This is a genomic window from Streptococcus dentasini (assembly GCF_053206945.1).
Window position 1 is genome coordinate 130,653 of the sequence record NZ_JBRUHS010000001.1, and the last position, 19,066, is coordinate 149,718.

Below are 19,066 nucleotides of genomic sequence, written 5' to 3' on the forward strand. Positions count from 1 at the left end.
GGCGTACATGTTTAAAATTTTTAAACGATTAAGTGCCAAAGAGTGGGGCATGATTGTCTTAAGTACGGTCTTCATTTGTCTAGCAGTTTGGATGGATTTAAAGACACCAGAATACATGTCTAAAATCACTACCTTACTGCAGGATAAAGGGACGACGACATCAGATATCATGAAGCCTGGTTCTAAGATGCTCATGTTCTCATTTGGGAGTTTTTTGATGGCTGTTCTAGTCGGTTTTTTGGCAGCACGAACGGCTGCCAGCTTTACGACACAGCTGCGCTCGGATATCTTCAACCAGGTGACGGACTACTCTCAGGCTGAGATTAAGAAATTTTCTGTGCCAAGTTTGCTGACTCGGACGACCAATGACCTGACACAGCTGCAAATTATGGTTACTATGGGGATGCAGGTGGTAACCCGCGGACCAATTATGGCTGTCTGGGCCCTGACTAAAATTTGGGGCAAAAGCGATGAGTGGACTGGTGCTGTCGGTGTAGCTGTTTTGGTTGTCTTTATCCTGCTGTCAGTCCTGATGTTTGTCGCTTTTCCGCGGCAGCGCAAAGTTCAGGGTTTGACCGATGATCTCAATGCTACTATTCGTGAATCCTTAACGGGTGTGCGTGTGGTTCGGGCCTATAATGCGGAAAGTTATCAGGATGAGAAGTTCCGAGAAGAAAATGCCAATCTGACTAAGCTTAATCTCTTTGTTTTTCGTCTGATGTCCTTGATGAATCCTGTTATGACTGCCGTTTCCAGCGGTTTGACTCTGGCTATTTATTGGATCGGTGCCAACTTGCTTAATGATATCAAGATTCCGGCAGTGGATAAAACGAGCCCTCAAGTAATGAAGATGGTAGCAGCAGCTGCACACGCGCTCAAGGATCGTGTCTCCATCTTTAGTGATATGGTGGTCTTTTCATCTTATGCTATGCAAGTTGTTATTGGTTTTATGATGATGGTGGCTATCTTTATTATTCTGCCGCGGGCTCTAGCTTCTGCTAAGCGGATCAACGAAGTTTTAGCCTTGAAGCCGTCGGTTATCTTCAAAAAAGATTCCAAGGCTGATGATGGCCGCAAGGGACGAGTGGAAGTGCATGATGTCTCATTCCGCTACAGTAAAAATTCTGCTGCTGTTATTGAACATGTTTCCTTTACAGCTGAAAAGGGACAGACTGTTGCCTTTATCGGTTCTACTGGTTCGGGGAAATCAACTCTGGTTAACCTAATTCCGCGCTTCTATGATGCGACTGAAGGCTGGATTAAAGTGGATGGGGTCAAGGTTGATGACTATAGCCATGATGATCTTAATAACAAGGTGGGCTATATTCCACAGACAGCCGTCCTCTTTAGCGGAACTATTCGTTCTAATATTGCCATGGGTGAAAGTGCCCAAGGTCAGCTGTCAGACGATGATATCTGGGAAGCCTTGAAACTAGCTCAAGCCAAGGATTTCGTTGAAAGTAAGGAAAAGGGACTGGATACAGAAGTTGCCCAAGGCGGAACCAATTTCTCTGGCGGTCAGAAGCAACGTCTGGCTATTGCCCGTGCCTTGGCCCGTAAACCGGAAATCCTGATTTTCGATGATTCCTTCTCGGCTTTGGACTATAAGACCGATCGGATTCTGCGCCAAGAACTTAATGATAAGACTAGGGATTTGACTAAATTGATTGTTGCCCAACGGATTTCGACTATTATGGATGCTGACCAGATCTTGGTTCTGGATGAAGGGCGAGTCGTTGGGCAGGGTACCCATAAAGAGCTTTTAGCCAATAATCCTGTTTATCAAGAAATTGCCTATTCACAATTATCTAAGGAGGAGTTAGAAAATGGAAAATAAAAAGAAATCTAAATCTTTATTCAGCCAAATGACTCCTTATCTGAAGGGGTATCGGGCAGTATTTGGATTAGCGGTTATCTTTACGGCTGTATCCAGCACAATTACCGTTATTGGTCCTGACCGCCTCAAGGAGATGACAGATACCATGACTAAAGGGCTGACAGGCGAAATTGATCTGGATAAGATTGGTCATATTGCCTTGACGCTGGCCTTACTTTATGCCGGCGGCGCTTTGGTGTCTTACGCAGCCAGCTTTATCGTTTCGACTATTATCCAACGATTTTCACAGCGTCTGCGCGATGCTATCGCTGATAAGATCAATAAAATTCCCTTGAGTTATTTTGACAGCCACTCCCAAGGCGATACCCTATCACGAGTGACTAATGATGTGGACTTGCTGACCCAGTCCTTCAACCAAAGCTTGGTTTCCATGGTATCGGCGGTTATTTTACTGCTGGGGTCCATCTTTATGATGATCAGGACCAATGGTACTATGGCAGCAACAGCGATTTTATCGGTTTTTGGGGGCTTTTCTGTGACAGCTCTTATCATAGCTAAAAGTCAACCCCTATTTAAACGTCAGCAAAAGAATCTTGCTGACGTCAGCGGCTATGTGGAAGAGATCTATTCCGGACACAATGTTGTCACCAGTTATAACGCTCGGCAGGAAAGTAAGGAGCAGTTTGAAGTCCTCAATAAAAAGCTCTTTTCTAGTATGTGGAAATCTCAATTTTTCTCAGGCATCATGATGCCCATGATGCAGTTTGTCGGGAACTTTGGATATGTTATGGTCTGTATTGTTGGGGCGCGAATGGCAATCAATGGTGACATTACCATGGGGACGATCGTGGCCTTTATGACCTATGTTCGCATCTTTACTCAGCCTATTTCTCAGATTGCGCAGGGGATTACCCAACTCCAGTCGGCTAATGCTGCAATGGGGCGTGTTTTTGAATTCTTGGATGAAGAGGAAATGGAAGAAGAAGGAAGCAAAAGCCGCCAATTGCAAACTGTTAAAGGAGATGTGGCTTTTGAGAATGTCTTCTTTGGTTACAATGAGGACAGAACTATTATCCATGATTTTTCTGCCCGTGCTGCATCTGGACAAAAGATTGCTATTGTCGGTCCAACTGGTGCTGGTAAAACGACTATTGTGAACTTGCTGATGCGTTTTTATGAAATCAATAAAGGACGCATTTCCATCGACGGTGTTAATATCCATGATATGAAGCGCTCTGAAGTTCACAATGCCTTCTCAATGGTGCTTCAAGATACTTGGCTCTTTGAGGGAACCGTCAAAGAGAACTTGATTTATAATCAAGATCATATAACAGATGACCAGGTTATTGCTGCTACCAAGGCAGTCGGTGTCCATCACTATATTAAGACCCTGCCGCAGGGCTACGATACTGTTTTGGATGATTCGATTACCCTGTCTGTCGGTCAGAAGCAGCTCATGACTATCGCTCGGGCTTTGCTCAAGGACTCACCGCTCCTGATTTTAGACGAAGCAACCTCATCGGTTGATACTCGGACAGAGGAGTTGATTCAAAAGGCTATGGACAAACTGATGGAAGGACGGACATCCTTCGTCATCGCCCACCGCCTGTCAACTATTCGCAATGCCGATCTGATTCTGGTAATGAAAGAGGGTAATATTATCGAACAGGGTAATCATGATGAGCTAATGACTCAAGGTGGCTTTTATGCCGACCTTTACAATTCACAGTTCGCTTCAGCCTAAAACTGTAAAAGAAGGGTCTTCCGGAAGGAGGGCTCTTTTATAGATCGCTTTCCTTTGATTTTCAGAAATTGTTTTTCTTTTTTTGAGAAAAGACTTACAAAAAAATTTTTAATTTGATAAGATAAGCCATGGATCGCTGAGTCGATACTCTTTGGAAATTACAAAGGCAGGTTACTGACTTCGACAACTAGTACGGCGGCTAGGTGGATCGCCTGCTGAAGGCTGTCCATAGTTACTGGGATGCTTTGTTGCCCAGCCTGATTTTGATTTTTTGACTAGGGGATCTATAATCATACAAAAAACAGCATTTGTATTGCAGAAAAATGAGTTTTTTCGAAGTAGGAGCTGAAACAAGCCTTGCTTGTTCGCAAGTTTTGTCTCCTTCTTGTTTTGAAAGGCTCTTTTTATTTAGCTTCAGAATTAGCTGTTGTTTACTGAGAGGAGAATAATTGTGGAAGAACACAAGCAAGAAAACACCGCGCGAGCTTCAGTTCATGTTGATCATCCTTGGTTAGCCATGACAAGTATGTTAATCGGAGCTTTTGTAGGGATGCTTTCTGAAACATCACTAAATATTGCCCTGCCTAAATTGGAAGTCGCCTTAAATGTAGGAGCGTCATCCTTGCAGTGGCTGGTAACGGGTTACATGCTGGTTATTGGTATCGTTTTGCCCTTATCCAGCTTGATTTCGAAATGGTTTACGACCCGGCAGACAGTTATCTTTGCTATTCTGGCTTTTATCTGCGGTGCTGTTATTTCAACCTTGGGAAGCAATTTTAGCCTTGTATTGGCAGGTCGAATGATTCAAGGGATCGGAACTGGTCTCATTCTACCCCTAATGTTTACTGTAGCCATGAAGATTTTTCCTATGCAAAAGCTAGGGGCAGCCATGGGAGTTAATGCGCTGGTTATCATGTTTGCCCCTGCTATTGGTCCGACTTTAACAGGACTTTTGCTGGCAAAACTGTCATGGCGCTATATTTTTTGGTCTTTTGCCCTTATTTTGGCAGTCGCCTTAATCTTTGCCCTAGTTTTTCTAAAAAATGTAGCAGAGTTGACGAAACCTAAGGTTGACTTTCTGTCTGTTTTATCCAGTATTGTGGGGTTTGGCGCCTTGGTTGTCGGTGTTAGTTTTGCTAGTAATCAAGGCTGGGGTTCACCGATTGTTCTGGGAGCTTTAGCGATCGGAATCCTTGTTTTGACATTTTATACTTACCGTCAGCTGCACCTTAAAAATCCCATTCTTAATTTGAAAATTTTTACCAAACCAGCTTTTAGAATCGGGGCTGTTCTGGTTATGCTGGACTTTGCTATTATCTTATCAACTATGTATCTCTTTCCGCAATTTATTCAAAATGGTATGGGCTTGCCTGTTGCTATGACAGGGATTATTATGTTGCCTGGCGGCCTTGTCAATGCCTTGGTATCAGCCGTATCAGGTCGCCTTTATGATAATTTGGGGGCACCGATGCCGGCTCGATTAGGATTTATCATCGCTATCATAGGTGCTGTTATGCTGATTTTTGTTACTCCAGCATCATCGGTCACTTATGTCATTGCTGCCCACATTGTTTTAATGATTGGCTGCCCCTTAGCTATGTCTCCTTCGCAGACCCATGCTCTTAACAGTTTGCATGGGGCTGAATCGGCTGATGGCTCAACAATTATGAATACGATGCAGCAAATTATCGGCGCTATAGCTACAGCATTAGCTACGAGTTTCTTGGTATTAGGGCAAGCTCATTACCATGGTTCCAATCACGCAGCTGCCTTTACAAATGGGATTCATTACGGCTTTTATTTCACATTAGGCCTTGCTATTGCCGGTTTCCTATTAGCTTTGAATTTGAAGAGCAGCAGAACAAAATAAACACTCAGACAAACACAGAGTCTTCTCTGCCTTAGCTTTCGAGGCAAAGAAGGCTTTGTGTTTTTTATTTTTATCCATTAATTCTACTCACAAAAAATTAAAATCAAACTAGGTTAAAGGCAGCCTATAGATTTTTGAAATCGATCTCATCTAAAATTAAGACAGTAGGCTCATCTAGAAAAGCTGGCAGGAGCAGCTTGTAGTGATAATTACTTGAATTCTTAACAGTTCTCAATATAGGGATAATTGATTTGCAATAATTACTTGTTAGAGTAATAACCTAACCTCTGAATTTTTGACTAAGAGGGTATGCTTATTAGTTGACTCTCAGTAGCAGTATGGTAAACTGTAATGGTAAAATATTTTTACTTTTTAAGTGCTTGAGGTGAGGAGGATAAGGTATGATGCTAACCAAGGCTCAGCAATATGCTATGTTGCGGGATGAACAGTTTTCGCTCATTGAAAGTTATGCTCGCCAACACGGCATGACCAGCAAGTCTTTTCTAGTTTTGATGTGGATTTACAATCGTCCCATGGGGATGACGCAGGAGAGTTTAGCCAAACGAACTTTTTCAACCAAGCAGGTTATTCAAGCTATCGTTAAGACCTATCGCCAAAAAGGCTGGCTCCGCTTAGAACTTAGTCTAGTTGATAAGCGCAAAAAGCTAGTCATGCTGACAGCAGATGGTCAGCGTGAGTTCCAAGCGATCGTCGCTCCTTTTTATGATTATGAAAAGCAGGCGATGTCAGCTCTCAGTCAGCAGCAACAAGAAACACTGTTAGAGGCAACTCGACTCTTCTCGCAGAAATTTAAGAGTTTGATAGAAAGTCATCAGGTGCACTAATGGTTGAGAAAATTAGTCAATATTTTACGGCCCATAGCGCTGCCTATTGGGGTTATGTCTGGCAGCATATCAGTCTGAGTTTATCAGCGCTCTTTATTTCGCTGCTTTTGGGCTTTAGTCTAGGTTATTATGCTTATCGAAGACCTCATCTCAAGCAGCTGATAACGGGGGCCAGTCAAGCTTTGAGGGTTATCCCTAGTCTCGGTGTACTTTTTATCCTCATTCCTTTGGTTGGAGTTGGGACAGTACCAGCCCTGATAGCATTGATCTTTTTGGGTCTGCCGCCAATCTTGGTTAATACGGTTGTTGGCTTTGAACAGGTTTCAGATGATTTGCTGGAGACTGGGATTGGTCTTGGTATGACCCAGTCTCAGCTGATGCTTCAAGTGAGCATTCCCCTAGCCCTGCCTTATATTCTCAATGGGATTAAGCTCTCCTTGGTTGAAATTATTGCCAGCGCTACACTGGCTGCTTATATCGGTGCTGGCGGTTTAGGAAATCTTATTTTTTCCGGACTTCAGCTCTTTAGGTATGACTTGTTGATTATCGGCGGTGGTTCGGTAGCGATTTTATCCTTTGTCAGCATGCTGGTTATGGATTTAGGAATTAAATGGAGTAATGTCAAATGAAAAATAAAAAAATATTATTAGGCACTATCTTAGCACTTTTGGTGCTGCTTGTTGGCGGATTCTTTGCTGCAGGTTTAAAGACGTCAAATGGCGCAGGTAGCAAGGGAACGATTCGTTTTGGTTCTAAGGATTTCACTGAAAACCTTGTCGTGGCAGAAGTTTATTCTTTAGCCTTAGAGGACCATGGCTATAAGGTTGACCGCAAGGCCAATATTGGAAGTTCTCTCATTCATAATTCTTTAAAAAATAATGAGATTGATGTCTATCCCGAGTACACAGGAACAGGGCTCCTATCTGTCCTAGGAGAAAATATGCAGACAGATCCCAAAGCTGTTTATAAAACGGTAAAAACAAACTATGAGAAAAAATTCAAATTGACTTGGCTGGACTATGCACAAGCTAATGACAGTCAAGGTTTGGTAATCCGGACGGAAACCGCAAAAAAATTAAACATTAAGACGATTTCAGATTTACAGAAACATGCGCAGGAGCTCCGTTTTGCTAGTCAGGGTGAATTTGACCAGCGTGAAGATGGTTTGCCAGGGCTGGAAAAGACTTATGGCAGCTTTAATTGGAAATCGTCAAAAACCTATGATAATAGCTTGAAGTATGAGATTCTGGCCAATAATAAAGCGGATGTCACGCCAGCTTATACGACAGAAGGGCAACTGGTTGATACAGATAAGTATACGCTTTTGAAGGACGATAAAGCCTTTTGGCCGCCTTATAATTTAGCCCCTGTTATCCGTGATGAAACGCTTAAGAAATATCCTGAGGTAAAAGGAATCCTGAATCAGGTTACTAAATCTTTGACCACTAAAACGGTGACAAAACTCAACGCTAAGGTTGATGTTGATAAGGAAGATTATAAAAAAGTGGCCAGAGACTACTATGAAACTATTAAGTAAGAAAGTACAAGAAGCAAGGAGAGCCTCAAAAATTTTTAGGTCCCATCACTTCCTGATTGTCAGGTAGTGACTAGTAACTGGAAACGCTGGGACCTTTGGAGGTTGGAGATAAGATGAACAGCGTTCATTGCATTCATTTAGCTTTCCGCTTTGACCTTGTGGCAAAAGGAAAGCCAGCCACCTACTGCACTGAGAATTTATTCAAAAACATGCGGACTGAATGAGTTTTCGTTCGGCCTTTTGCAAGGATTTTTGACAGACAAGAATTGAGGAGAGTATGGCAGAGATTATCCAATTTGATCATGTCAGCAAGGTTTATAACGACAAGACTGTTGTCGATGATGTTACTTTTACCATTGAAAAGGGGGAATTTATCACAATCCTCGGAAGCTCGGGTTCTGGCAAGACTACGACGCTGAAGATGATAAATCGCTTGATTGAACCAAGTAAAGGTCGGGTGTTTTTTGAAGGAAAGGATTTGCTGTCGCTTGATCCCATTGCTCACCGACGTCATATTGGATATGTCGTTCAGCAAATTGGCCTTTTTCCACATCTGACAGTAACTGATAATGTTGCTACGGTTCCCAAACTGCTCAAGTGGGATAAGAAACGAATAGCTGAGGAGACAGACCGCCTTTTAGAGCTGGTCCAGCTACCGTCTGCTGAATATGGCAAGCGCTATCCTCATGAACTTTCAGGTGGACAGCAACAGCGAGTCGGTGTTGCCCGGGCTCTGGCATCGAATCCTAACGTCATTCTATTTGACGAGCCCTTTGGAGCCATTGATGCTATTACGCGTACAGATTTGCAGGAACAGCTTGTAGAGCTCCATCAGCAACTGGGAGATAAGACCTTTATTTTTATCACTCACGATATTACAGAGGCATTTAAATTAGGCAACCGTGTTTTAATCATGGATCAGGGGAAAATTTGCCAGTTTGCCAGTCCTAAACAGATTATCAGAGAGCCGCAGGGGGACTTTGTCCGCAAGTTAGTTGAGACTGCGCGTGCCCAAGAATCTTTATGGAGTATTGCTAATGATTGAGTATTTTCAAACGGCGTCGAATCAGCTAATCACAGCAACGATTGAGCATATTGTGCTGGCAGGTGTCTCGCTTTTATTGGCTCTGCTGGTGTCTAGTATCATTACTGTTACTTTACTTTTGGTACCTAGACTGCGCCAGCCTTCTGTCTATATTTTGTCGCTGCTGTACGCCGTGCCCAGTTTTGCTCTCTTTGCCCTCCTTATTCCTTGGACAGGGTTAGGAACCGCGACAGCCGTGATTACTCTGGTTGTTTATGCCCAGTATACTATGGTGAGAACCTTTCTTGAAGGACTGGTTCAGGTAGATGCCAGTGTGATAGAAGCAGCGGTTGGTATGGGGATGACACCTGTTCAGGTGTTAGTTAAAATTCGATTGCCCTTGGCCTTACCAGCCATTATCGCCGGTATCCGCCTTGCTGCGACCTCTATTATAGCCATTGCGACCATTGCCTCAACTGTAAATGCTGGTGGACTAGGCACTGTTCTTTTTGATGGTCTACGCACAAGGAGTCTGCCCGAATTGGCTTGGGGAATCCTGCTGACGGTGGCCCTCAGCTTACTAGTCAGTCTTATTCTTTACCTGATTGAAGAAATTTTAAAGGAAGGACAAGCAGCAGCTTAAAAGGCAGAAGAAGGTTGTTTTTTCTGTGAATTTAGTCTTTAGTCCCGAATCTGTGGGAGTGAGTGGAATAACCAGCTTATTAGACAGAGCATGGCTTGGTGTATCCCTGACTTTTTAGACCTTGGAGCAATAACACTATTTTTAGACTGGATTGGTTCTCTAACTCCTAAGAAGGGACATTTACGTTTATGGGTTCGAGTGGTTAAAACCGTTTCGCTGAAGCGGTTTTTTCAATAGCAAATTATGCTTGCAAGTGTGCTATAATAAGTGCATTCTATTATTATTTAAAGGGAAATTCTTATGTCAAGTATCTATGGTGACTATGCCGACTACCTACCGCAGATTTTAAAGCTTCTAACAGATAGTATTGAGCTTGCGAATAAAAAGCAGAAGGCAGCAACTGGCTTTAAGCTTTATGAACACCTGCTTGCTCGCGTTAAGGATGAGGACAGCATGGTTGAAAAATGTCGCCGAAAAAAGCTTCCGCTTCAACCGCAATCTGCTCTCAGAGCTATCCGAGACAGTATTGGTATTCGGGTAGTTTGCGGCTTTGTTGACGATATTTACAAAACGGTGGAGGTGCTCAAGAATCTACCGGGAGTTAGTGTCTACAATGAGAAGGACTACATTTTTAATGCTAAGCCTAATGGTTATCGCTCCTATCATTTGATATTAGATATCGAAACAGACTTTCCGGATGTAGATGGAAATAGCAGGGGGCATTATTTTGCAGAAATCCAGCTGCGGACTATTGCTCAAGATTCTTGGGCTAGCCTGGAGCATCAGATGAAGTATAAGCACGATATTAAAAATCCGGAGATGATCACGCGAGAACTGAAACGCTGTGCTGATGAATTAGCTTCTTGTGATTTAACCATGCAGACTATCCGTAATTTGATTCAAGAAAGTGGTGACTAAATGCCTATGCATATTTTATTAGCAGAGGACGAAGAGCAACTTGCTCGCGTATATCAAGCAGCTTTGGAGCACCAAGGCTATCAGGTTGATCATGCGGCAAATGGTCAAATAGCTGTCAATTTGGCACGAGAGAAGGCTTACGATGTGATGGTCTTGGACATCATGATGCCGGTAAAAACAGGCCTAGAGGCCTTGAAGGAGATGCGGGAATCAGGCAATCGTACCCCCGTCATCATGCTGACAGCTATGTCTGAAATCAATGACCGAGTAACTGGCTTGGACGCAGGGGCTGATGAATATCTGACGAAACCAATCTCTCTAAAGGAATTGCTGGCACGTTTACGCTCAATGGAGCGCCGTCTCGATACCTATACGGCTAAGGTGCTGGAGGTTGGATCTGTCACCCTCAATATTGCAGAGCAGGAGCTGACGGCGGCTAATTCGGTTCGCTTAGCCAGTAAGGAAGCAAAATTGATGGAATTTCTCATGCTAAATGTTGGCAAGCGCCTATCTATTCAGGAGATTTTTCAGCAGGTCTGGGGTAAGGATGATGCTGATCAAGTGACAGAGGATTATGTCTATGTCTATATCTCCTATCTGCGGCAGAAACTCAAGGCCATCAAGGCCGACTTGGAGATTCTTGGTGAGCCAGAAGGCGGTTTTGAATTAACAGAAGGCAGGTGATGTTTATGTTTAGACGGTTGCGCTTTCGAATTATTTTGATTGCTGCGGCAGCGCTCGCCTTGGCACTCTTTATCTTTTCTAATGTGCTCACTTCGGCTTATTATTTGACAGCCCGTCAACAGATTGACAGTGTCTTGCAGCTTTTAGCTAACAATGATGGTGAGCTGACTTATAATGATAAGACCTCGGATCGCTTGGGAATTACGTCTCCTGATGCCCTCTACCAGTACCGTTATTTCAGCCTGACTCTAGATAAAGATCGAAAATTGTTATCCGCCTCGATTGATAATATTCAATCGGTCAAAACGGATGATGTCGCTAGTATTATTAAAACTGTATTGAACTCTAAAAAAGATAAGGGCACATTAACAGTCAATGATGTTGAATTTTCTTATCAGCGAACGCCGATAGAAGGTGGGAAAACCTTGATTGTCGTTTTAGATAGCAGCCAATTCTACGCCTCCACTAAACGGTTGACTCATCTGACTTCTCTTATGTCTCTTGTCAGTTTTGTCCTTTTTCTCACTATCTTTTCCCTCTTTTCAGGTCGGATTATTCGCCCCTTTGTCAGAAATATGGAGAAGCAGAGACGCTTTGTTACCAATGCGGGGCATGAACTTAAGACTCCCTTGGCTATTATTCAGGCCAATACGGAACTACAGGAGCTCATGACCGGTGAGACTGAGTGGTCACTTTCCACCAAGGATCAGGTCAGTCGCTTGGGCAACCTCATTAATTCAATGGTGGCTATGGCTAGGCTGGAAGAGCAGCCCGATATAACCCTATCTGATGTCGATTTTTCGGCAGTCGCAGAAGATGCTGCCGAGGATTTTAAAGGACCAGTGGTTAGAGATGGTAAAGAATTTGTCATGGCTATATCGCCTGATATTCACATTAAGGCAGAAGAGAAATCAATTTTTGAATTGGTAACCATCTTAGTTGATAATGCTAATAAGTACTGTGATGCGGGCGGTAAGGTCAGCGTCAGCCTCAGTCAGGTAGGGCGCACCCGCAAACGAGCCAGACTGCAAGTCTCCAATACCTACAAAGAAGGACAGGGTACTGATTACAGCAAGTTCTTTGAGCGTTTTTATCGAGAAGAAGAATCTCATAGCAACAAGAAAAAATCGGGATTTGGAATTGGACTGTCCATGGCAGAAAGCGTAGTCAAGCTTTTTAAAGGGCGTATTTTTGCCAGCTACAAAGGTGACACCATCACCTTTACCGTTATCTTTCCTACATAAGAGGTTGAAACAAAAGTCCTGCTTTTGTCTCAACCTCTTATTTTATGAATCCATGGCCGCAAAAAAACGATCTTCCAAACGTCTACGCTCTCTCAAATGAGGTGCTGAAAAACGTTTAGGGACGCGCCCCAATAAATAAAAAAACTAGACTGTAACGTAGATGAACTAAAAAGCTGACTATTCTTATCAGACTGTTTTAGAATCGACCTTAAGCCTAGTTTTTATAGTTAGTTTATCCTAAAAATATTGCAGTAATAATAGTCAAGATGGCTAGACCACCTTGGGTCAGGAGGATTTTAGGATTAGACGTGGCTGCACCGTAAGCTGCTACCAGTACGATATAAATCATGATGGGCAGCAGCATGCTTGGATTCCAGATGAGGGCGTAAAGAATGCCAACCCCAATCAAACCATTATAGACACCTTGGTTTTTAAAAAGGGTCTTTAAGGATGGTGCTGACAGTTCCTCTCGAGTCATGCCAAAAACCCGTGATGTGCTGGCAGATGTCGTTGCAAAGGTTTCTAAATACATGATATAGAAAAATTCCAGAGCAACGAGGCTTGCTAAAATTATCGTCATTACTGACATAAATCATATTCCTCTCTTCTTATCTATTGATTTCTGTTTTATTATAGGGGGCTGCAGAATTAATTGCAAGCGATTTGACTGAGAGAACTAGAGCCTCTTGGATAAATCTAATTTTTTGGACCAGAAGCTATATTTTTATCAGAAGAAATATTATAATGGAGAACAAGAAAGGTGGCGATTGAATGACAACAGATAGCCAAGATAACTTTCAGGTCGATCAGCAAGACTATGATTTTCACGTGGATATGGATCCTGTCTTTTCAACAGGAAAGGGACTGAATGAGGATGTGGTTCGGCAGATTTCGCAGAAGAAGCAGGAGCCGGACTGGATGCTGGATTTTCGCCTGAAGGCTCTCAAGGCCTTTGAGGAGATGCCTCTGCCCTCATGGGGACCGGATTTATCAGGTGTCAATTTTAATGATATTGTCTACTATCAAAAAGTCTCCGATGCGCCGGCTAGGACTTGGGATGAGGTGCCGGATAAGGTCAAGGAGACCTTTGAGCGTTTAGGTGTTCCCGAGGCAGAGCAATCCTATTTGGCGGGAACCGTTGCCCAGTATGAGTCCGAAGCGGTCTACCACAATATGAAAAAGGAGTTCGAAGCCCAAGGCATTATTTTCACCGATATTGATTCGGCTCTGCAGGAGTATCCTGAACTTTTTCGTCAATATTTTGGTCAATTGGTACCGCCGACTGATAATAAACTGGCTGCTCTTAACTCAGCTGTTTGGTCAGGGGGAACTTTTATCTATATTCCCAAAGGAGTTCATGTGGAAGTCCCCCTGCAGCTCTACTTACGTATTAATAATGAAAATACCGGTCAATTTGAACGTACATTGATTATTGTTGATAAGGGGGCCAGCATGCACTATGTTGAGGGCTGTACGGCACCGAGCTACACGACCAATAGCTTGCATGCCGCTGTTGTTGAAGTTTTCGCTTTGGATGGTGCCCACATTCGTTACACCACTATTCAGAACTGGTCGGACAATGTCTATAATCTGGTGACCAAGCGGGCGACGGCTAAAAAAGACGCAACGGTCGAGTGGATTGATGGGAATCTTGGTTCCAAAACAACCATGAAATATCCAGCTATCTATCTGGATGGTCAAGGAGCAACAGGAACCATGCTGACCATCGCCTTTGCCAATAAAGGACAAGACCAAGACACCGGTGCTAAAATGATCCACAATGCTCCCCATACGAAATCTTCGATTATTTCCAAATCACTGGCCAAGGGAGGCGGAAAGGTGGACTACCGTGGTCAGGTGACCTTTAAGGAAAATGCTAGCCAGTCTCTCAGTCACATAGAATGTGATACGATTCTAATGGATGATTTGTCATCTTCAGATACAGTACCATTTAATGAGATCCACAATTCATCTGTTTCTTTAGAGCACGAAGCCAAGGTCTCTAAAATTTCTGAGGAACAGCTCTTTTACCTGATGAGCCGCGGACTCACGGAGCAGGAAGCGACTGAAAAAATCGTCATGGGCTTCATCGAACCCTTCGCCAAGGAGTTACCGATGGAATACGCAGTTGAACTGAACCGATTGATTTCTTTTGAAATGGAAGGCTCGATTGGATAAGTTCTATCATGAGTGTCAGATAGAAGTTGAGCAAAAACTCATCCAGTATTTCTGATTTGGAATAGTCTCTTAGCCCAATGTGCAATAGCAAGACTAAGCTAACCTAGCCAACAAGCTTCACTTCCAACTACTGTGTCAAACTGTTATATCTCAAAAAATCTATGGCGACAGGACTTTTGTCTCAGCCCTTCAGGACAGCAGCTAAAAATAAAATTTTGCTGACCAGTGCTTTTGTTATTTTTAGGTTGATCCCACTCCCTTTTACTTTTCTTGCTGTTAAGACTGGAACTGCCTGAATCCTGCGTAAATAATTTGTTTGTTTTTTAAGTTTTAACTTGACTTATAGTGGACTTCAAGGTATAGAATAAAGGTGAAATTTCTACAGGAGGTAGCATCATGGAATATGTGAAATTAGGAGCAACAGGTTTGGAAGTTTCTAAGCTCTGCTTAGGCTGTATGAGTTTTGGAGATGCCACGCTGGGATTTCACTCAGGCTGGCTTCTCGATGAGGACAAGAGCCGTGTCATCATTAAGAAAGCCTTGGATCTAGGAATCAATTTCTTTGATACGGCTAATGTTTATGCGGCTGGCAGCAGTGAAGAGTACCTCGGCCGAGCTCTTCGTGATTTTGCCAACCGTGAAGATGTGGTGATTGCGACCAAATGCTTCTTCAGTGATTTGCCTAATGGTGAAAGTAAGCCCAACAACCACGGGCTTTCACGCAAGGCTATTTTCCATCAGGTTGAGCGCAGCCTTAAGCGGTTGGGGACTGATTACATTGATATTCTCTATATTCATCGCTGGGATTATCATACGCCAATTGAAGAGACCATGTCAGCTCTGAACGATTTGGTAGGCAGCGGTAAGGTTCGTTATCTGGGAGCTTCAGCCATGTATGCTTGGCAGTTCCAGAAAGCGCAATATGTTGCTGAAAAGAACGGCTGGACTAAATTTTCCGTCATGCAAAATCATTATAATCTCCTCTATCGTGAAGATGAGCGCGAAATGTTGCCTTTCTGTCAGGAGACAGGTGTTGGTTTAGCGCCCTACAGTCCTTTGGCATCGGGTCGTGTCGTGCGCGATTGGACAGCTGATACAGCCCGCAGTAAGACGGATACAACAGCCCAAAGTAAATACGACAGTACCGAGGAGCAGGACATGGCGATTGTTAACCGAGTCGCTGAACTTGCTGACAAATACGGTGTCACCCGCACGCAGATCGCCTTGGCATGGTTATGGCAAAAAGGCGTCCACTCTCCAATTGTCGGTGTCACCAAGGAAAAATATCTGGATGACTTTATGGGAGCTTTTGACCTTCACTTGACTCAGGAAGATATGGATTATCTGGAAGAAAAATATCTCCCTCACAAGGTTGTCGGGGCTTTGTAAATAGTATGGAGTTAACCCTATACGACCTCTATCAAAAGATGCTGGCACACATGGGGCCCACCGGCTGGTGGCCGGCTGATAGTAAACAGCAGATTATTATTGAGGCTATTTTGATTCAAAATACAACTGAGCGCAATGCTGTTCGTGCGTCACAGCTGATTAGAGCCCAGACCGATTACGATTTTCACCGTATTCGGCAGCTGCCGCTGGAAGATTTGGAGGAACTGGTTCGGCCAGCCGGCTTTATGAAGAATAAAAGCAAGGCCATCCAAACGTTGACCCAGTGGTACCTAGCTCATAATCAGGATCCCAAGGCTATTGTGGCGCAGTATGGTGTAAGTCTGCGTGATACCCTGCTTAAGCTGCATGGTGTCGGACCTGAGACGGCTGATGTGCTGCTGACTTATATTTTCGACCAGCCGCAATTCGTAGCGGATAAGTATGCTCGCACGCTCTTTGGTCTTTTAGGTGTTGAGGGATTGACCACCTATCAAAGTTTGAACCGCCAGCTATCTCAGCTTCCAGAGTCCTTCACTTATCAGGAAGCCCAAGAATTTCATGGCTTGATTGATGAATTTGGCAAGGCCTATTTTCATCCCATAGAGAATTTCAAAACAAGCTTCCTAGCTGGTCATAGATTAGACTGGGAGTCTAGGGAAAAAGGATAAATCAGCATTTACATTTTCCCTACTGCGTGATATGATTAAAACAATCGATTTTCGATAATACAAATAGAATAATCTATCAGAAACTTATTTAAACTGTGAATAGGGCACAGCGTCTCTACAAGACACCGTAAATGTCTTTCAATAAGTATGGCAGACAACAATTAACTTCTAGAAGTTCTTTTTATGTATCAAAAATCTTCAAAAAGCTAGTGCTGAAAATGAGTATCTGACACAGTTGGATACTCATTTTTTATGCTATAATTGCTGGTTTATGCTCAAAAATCAGAGTCAGTTGCCACCCATAAGACAGCATGTATAGGAGTATGTTACAATGACACAAGGAGGTGCGGTTCTATGTTAGATGAAAGAGCCATAAAGTTTAAAAACAAACTCTTTGCCTTACTAAAACGAGAGGCCATTATTGAAAAATATCAAGCTGAGCTTAGAAATAATGAAAAACTAGTCCATGACAGTGAAAAACTATCTCGGGGGATATTGGAACTCGTCAGAACATTTTCGTTAGCTCTCTTGCCGGAAACTAAACGTCGTCAAGATTTAGACTTTGCTCAAGAATTACATCAATCATGGGAGGAAGTGAAAGAAAATCATCGACTATCTCAAGAGAGTGTTCATGAACTATCTGACTTCGCCAAAAAGTTAGAAGAAGATATGCGCCAAGTCCAGAAAGAAAAGCAAGAGCTAATTGATGCATCTGGTTATACTCCAGAAGAATTAGGGAAAATTCTTGACGAGCTAGCAAATGAGATTGATGGTTAATGGTAGAGCCTATCTGATATTGAGCCTAGTTTAGCTTATATTATAATATTAAGGAGGTTTTATGACATTAAAAAAGAAAGCAGTTATTTTATTAGGAATCGCAGCAATTTTAGTAATAGGAGGTATAATAATGATTAATCCCTTTACAGGCAAAGATGAGCCAAAGTATAAAAGTGAGCAGGATAGGATAGCTAACTATCTTGTTGACCATTATGAATTGGCAAATGGTGATGATATCAAGACGATAGAGTTTATTGAATTTGAGAAAAATGATATGACAGGATATTGGAGAATCACGGCAAGGGTCAATAATAAGTATTATATTTCTTTTAGTGAAAAACAAATTGGTGGAGAGCTAGAAGGAGAAGGATACTATTCAGAAGAGATCCAAAATCGTTCGGATAGTAGACAAAAGGTCAGTATAAAAAGCATTAAGATCAAGTATATAAAGGAGTAGAAACATGACAACAGAGGAAGATTATAATAAGATTTCTAATGCCGTTTATAACGTAGACTCATCAAAAATTGAAGTTCCGTTAGCAGAAGGAAAAACTATATTAGGTGGTAAATACAAAGTCCTCCAAGTCGAAGACAGTACAGATAAAGATGAGCAACAAATCAAGCACAACGAAAATATTTTGTCATCTTTTTTTATGCTATCTTATGTTTGGTTACTAATTTGTTTGTATTCATGGAATGGTTCAATAGTTATGTTTATCAGCATTTTCACCTTTGGACTCCCTTTACTACTCTATGGATTTCCTTTCCTTAGTATTGTCATGTTAGGAAATAAAAAACATACTGTTATTGTTGGCTATTTATCTAGTCTGACTTCAATTTTTTATCTGGTCTTTGCTCTTGTACATTATCCATTGAAAAAAGTAACTGATGAAGCTGGAAATGAAATGACGTTAAGTGCTTGGCATTCTTTTACAGTCATTACATCCATAATAATCTTTTTGATAATGTCCACTTTATTGCTTTATTATAAAATATCTCATAGGAGGAATTTATAAAAATGGAAACCATCGTCAGCGCTGAGTGCTGACTAATAAAAGAGTCACCGAATAATGTAGTTAAAAATAGTAAGAAATTATGGCATCTGGGACATCAAATTTATGTAATTTTGCTGAGACGGCTATCTATGTCGAGAGAAAAAATGCTGGCATGCTGGATGACCACAGTGTCGCTGGCTGGCAGTTCGATAACGATGGCAATCTGGTCGATAAAGTTGAAGATAAGTATTATAATCTAATCCAAGCCAGTTAAAAAAGAGCTGGTTTAGCTTATATTATAATAAAAGGAGGTTTTATGACAGTAAAAAAGAAGGCAGTTATTTTATTAGGAATCACAGTAGTTTTAGTAATAGGAGGTATAATAATGATTAATCCCTTTACAGGCAAGGACGAACCAAGGTATAAAAGTGAGCAGGATAGGATTGTTCAGTATATAGGTGAACACATAGAATTAGTTGATGGAGAACCAATTAAAAAAATTGAGTTTATTGAATTTCAAAAAAATGATATGACGGGAACTTGGAGAATAACAACAACAATTAATGGGAAATATGATATTTCGTTTTCAGAAAATTCCTTGGGGGAAGAAATTGAGACTGCTAATTATTCTCCTAAGGAGTTTAAAGAAAGTGATGAAAAATTAAAGAGTGATCGTGTAGATAGTGTTAAAATAATATATTTTGAGGGGTAGT

General features: G+C 42.2%; 20 protein-coding genes and 1 riboswitch. Of the genes, 19 read left to right on the forward strand and 1 reads right to left on the reverse strand.

From position 1 onward, the window contains the following. Positions 1–7: 7 nt before the first annotated feature. The 11 genes from ACVR1G_RS00660 to ACVR1G_RS00710 all read left to right on the forward strand — a co-directional run bounded on the left by ACVR1G_RS00660 (position 8) and on the right by ACVR1G_RS00710 (position 12,346). Entirely contained in the window at positions 8–1,837 is a 1,830-nt protein-coding gene (locus ACVR1G_RS00660) for an ABC transporter ATP-binding protein (RefSeq protein ID WP_447451299.1), read from the forward strand. After that, positions 1,827–3,581, forward strand: coding sequence for an ABC transporter ATP-binding protein (locus ACVR1G_RS00665; protein ID WP_447451300.1), 1,755 nt, complete (start codon positions 1,827–1,829; stop codon positions 3,579–3,581). The genes ACVR1G_RS00660 and ACVR1G_RS00665 overlap by 11 nt, the downstream gene beginning before the upstream one ends. Before the next feature lie 451 nt (positions 3,582–4,032). Further along, on the forward strand, positions 4,033–5,451 hold the full coding sequence (locus tag ACVR1G_RS00670; RefSeq protein WP_447451301.1) for a DHA2 family efflux MFS transporter permease subunit: 1,419 nt from the start codon (positions 4,033–4,035) through the stop codon (positions 5,449–5,451). A gap of 401 nt (positions 5,452–5,852) precedes the next feature. Further along, positions 5,853–6,296, forward strand: coding sequence for a MarR family winged helix-turn-helix transcriptional regulator (locus ACVR1G_RS00675; protein WP_447451302.1), 444 nt, complete (start codon positions 5,853–5,855; stop codon positions 6,294–6,296). Continuing rightward, entirely contained in the window at positions 6,296–6,925 is a 630-nt protein-coding gene (locus ACVR1G_RS00680) for an ABC transporter permease (protein ID WP_447451303.1), read from the forward strand. Before ACVR1G_RS00675 ends, ACVR1G_RS00680 begins: the two co-directional genes overlap by 1 nt. Continuing rightward, positions 6,922–7,833, forward strand: a complete 912-nt coding sequence (locus ACVR1G_RS00685; protein WP_447451304.1) for a glycine betaine ABC transporter substrate-binding protein — start codon at positions 6,922–6,924, stop codon at positions 7,831–7,833. Before ACVR1G_RS00680 ends, ACVR1G_RS00685 begins: the two co-directional genes overlap by 4 nt. A 286-nt stretch (positions 7,834–8,119) precedes the next feature. Then, on the forward strand, positions 8,120–8,878 hold the full coding sequence (locus tag ACVR1G_RS00690) for an ABC transporter ATP-binding protein (protein WP_447451449.1): 759 nt from the start codon (positions 8,120–8,122) through the stop codon (positions 8,876–8,878). Further along, entirely contained in the window at positions 8,871–9,500 is a 630-nt protein-coding gene (locus tag ACVR1G_RS00695; protein WP_447451305.1) for an ABC transporter permease, read from the forward strand. The genes ACVR1G_RS00690 and ACVR1G_RS00695 overlap by 8 nt, the downstream gene beginning before the upstream one ends. Before the next feature lie 300 nt (positions 9,501–9,800). Continuing rightward, positions 9,801–10,418 carry a GTP pyrophosphokinase gene (locus ACVR1G_RS00700; RefSeq protein ID WP_447451306.1) on the forward strand — a complete coding sequence of 206 codons (618 nt, stop codon included), beginning with the start codon at positions 9,801–9,803 and terminating at the stop codon, positions 10,416–10,418. Next, positions 10,419–11,102 carry a response regulator transcription factor gene (locus ACVR1G_RS00705; protein WP_447451307.1) on the forward strand — a complete coding sequence of 228 codons (684 nt, stop codon included), beginning with the start codon at positions 10,419–10,421 and terminating at the stop codon, positions 11,100–11,102. A 5-nt stretch (positions 11,103–11,107) separates the two neighbouring features. Then, the gene (locus ACVR1G_RS00710) at positions 11,108–12,346 is read left to right on the forward strand and encodes a sensor histidine kinase (RefSeq protein ID WP_447451308.1); all 1,239 of its coding nucleotides are present in this window, start codon (positions 11,108–11,110) and stop codon (positions 12,344–12,346) included. Between the two features lie 232 nt (positions 12,347–12,578). On the opposite strand, the gene ACVR1G_RS00715 is transcribed toward ACVR1G_RS00710, so the two are convergent. Further along, positions 12,579–12,935: a DUF1304 domain-containing protein gene (locus ACVR1G_RS00715; RefSeq protein WP_447451309.1), complete on the reverse strand. Its 357-nt coding sequence runs from the start codon at positions 12,933–12,935 to the stop codon at positions 12,579–12,581. Positions 12,936–13,117: 182 nt separating this feature from the next. Between ACVR1G_RS00715 and sufB the strand changes: the two genes are divergently transcribed. From sufB to ACVR1G_RS00755, 8 genes are all read left to right on the forward strand, one after another. After that, a complete protein-coding gene (gene sufB, locus ACVR1G_RS00720; RefSeq protein ID WP_447451310.1) occupies positions 13,118–14,524 on the forward strand; it encodes a Fe-S cluster assembly protein SufB in 1,407 nt (468 codons plus the stop codon). A gap of 396 nt (positions 14,525–14,920) precedes the next feature. Then, entirely contained in the window at positions 14,921–15,913 is a 993-nt protein-coding gene (locus ACVR1G_RS00725) for an aldo/keto reductase (RefSeq protein WP_447451311.1), read from the forward strand. Between the two features lie 5 nt (positions 15,914–15,918). Continuing rightward, on the forward strand, positions 15,919–16,581 hold the full coding sequence (locus ACVR1G_RS00730; RefSeq protein WP_447451312.1) for an endonuclease III domain-containing protein: 663 nt from the start codon (positions 15,919–15,921) through the stop codon (positions 16,579–16,581). Positions 16,582–16,645: 64 nt separating this feature from the next. Continuing rightward, a riboswitch (purine riboswitch) is annotated at positions 16,646–16,743 on the forward strand. A gap of 192 nt (positions 16,744–16,935) precedes the next feature. Beyond that, complete coding sequence (locus ACVR1G_RS00735) at positions 16,936–17,358, forward strand: transcriptional repressor TraM (RefSeq protein WP_447451313.1); 423 nt, start codon at positions 16,936–16,938, stop codon at positions 17,356–17,358. A 61-nt stretch (positions 17,359–17,419) separates the two neighbouring features. Continuing rightward, entirely contained in the window at positions 17,420–17,815 is a 396-nt protein-coding gene (locus ACVR1G_RS00740) for a hypothetical protein (protein WP_447451314.1), read from the forward strand. A gap of 4 nt (positions 17,816–17,819) precedes the next feature. Beyond that, a complete protein-coding gene (locus ACVR1G_RS00745; RefSeq protein ID WP_447451315.1) occupies positions 17,820–18,374 on the forward strand; it encodes a hypothetical protein in 555 nt (184 codons plus the stop codon). A gap of 79 nt (positions 18,375–18,453) precedes the next feature. Then, a complete protein-coding gene (locus ACVR1G_RS00750; protein ID WP_447451316.1) occupies positions 18,454–18,627 on the forward strand; it encodes a hypothetical protein in 174 nt (57 codons plus the stop codon). Positions 18,628–18,669: 42 nt separating this feature from the next. Then, complete coding sequence (locus tag ACVR1G_RS00755; RefSeq protein ID WP_447451317.1) at positions 18,670–19,065, forward strand: hypothetical protein; 396 nt, start codon at positions 18,670–18,672, stop codon at positions 19,063–19,065. The last annotated feature ends 1 nt before the right edge of the window (position 19,066 follow it).

Coding starts and splice junctions, on each gene's coding strand:
- ACVR1G_RS00660 (WP_447451299.1), top strand. CDS start 8: ATGTTTAAAATTTTTAAACGATTAAGTGCCAAAGAGTGGGGCATGATT.
- ACVR1G_RS00665 (WP_447451300.1), top strand. CDS start 1,827: ATGGAAAATAAAAAGAAATCTAAATCTTTATTCAGCCAAATGACTCCT.
- ACVR1G_RS00675 (WP_447451302.1), top strand. CDS start 5,853: ATGATGCTAACCAAGGCTCAGCAATATGCTATGTTGCGGGATGAACAG.
- ACVR1G_RS00680 (WP_447451303.1), top strand. CDS start 6,296: ATGGTTGAGAAAATTAGTCAATATTTTACGGCCCATAGCGCTGCCTAT.
- ACVR1G_RS00685 (WP_447451304.1), top strand. CDS start 6,922: ATGAAAAATAAAAAAATATTATTAGGCACTATCTTAGCACTTTTGGTG.
- ACVR1G_RS00695 (WP_447451305.1), top strand. CDS start 8,871: ATGATTGAGTATTTTCAAACGGCGTCGAATCAGCTAATCACAGCAACG.
- ACVR1G_RS00700 (WP_447451306.1), top strand. CDS start 9,801: ATGTCAAGTATCTATGGTGACTATGCCGACTACCTACCGCAGATTTTA.
- ACVR1G_RS00705 (WP_447451307.1), top strand. CDS start 10,419: ATGCCTATGCATATTTTATTAGCAGAGGACGAAGAGCAACTTGCTCGC.
- ACVR1G_RS00710 (WP_447451308.1), top strand. CDS start 11,108: ATGTTTAGACGGTTGCGCTTTCGAATTATTTTGATTGCTGCGGCAGCG.
- ACVR1G_RS00715 (WP_447451309.1), bottom strand. CDS start 12,935: ATGTCAGTAATGACGATAATTTTAGCAAGCCTCGTTGCTCTGGAATTT.
- sufB (WP_447451310.1), top strand. CDS start 13,118: ATGACAACAGATAGCCAAGATAACTTTCAGGTCGATCAGCAAGACTAT.
- ACVR1G_RS00725 (WP_447451311.1), top strand. CDS start 14,921: ATGGAATATGTGAAATTAGGAGCAACAGGTTTGGAAGTTTCTAAGCTC.
- ACVR1G_RS00730 (WP_447451312.1), top strand. CDS start 15,919: ATGGAGTTAACCCTATACGACCTCTATCAAAAGATGCTGGCACACATG.
- ACVR1G_RS00735 (WP_447451313.1), top strand. CDS start 16,936: ATGTTAGATGAAAGAGCCATAAAGTTTAAAAACAAACTCTTTGCCTTA.
- ACVR1G_RS00740 (WP_447451314.1), top strand. CDS start 17,420: ATGACATTAAAAAAGAAAGCAGTTATTTTATTAGGAATCGCAGCAATT.
- ACVR1G_RS00745 (WP_447451315.1), top strand. CDS start 17,820: ATGACAACAGAGGAAGATTATAATAAGATTTCTAATGCCGTTTATAAC.
- ACVR1G_RS00750 (WP_447451316.1), top strand. CDS start 18,454: ATGGCATCTGGGACATCAAATTTATGTAATTTTGCTGAGACGGCTATC.
- ACVR1G_RS00755 (WP_447451317.1), top strand. CDS start 18,670: ATGACAGTAAAAAAGAAGGCAGTTATTTTATTAGGAATCACAGTAGTT.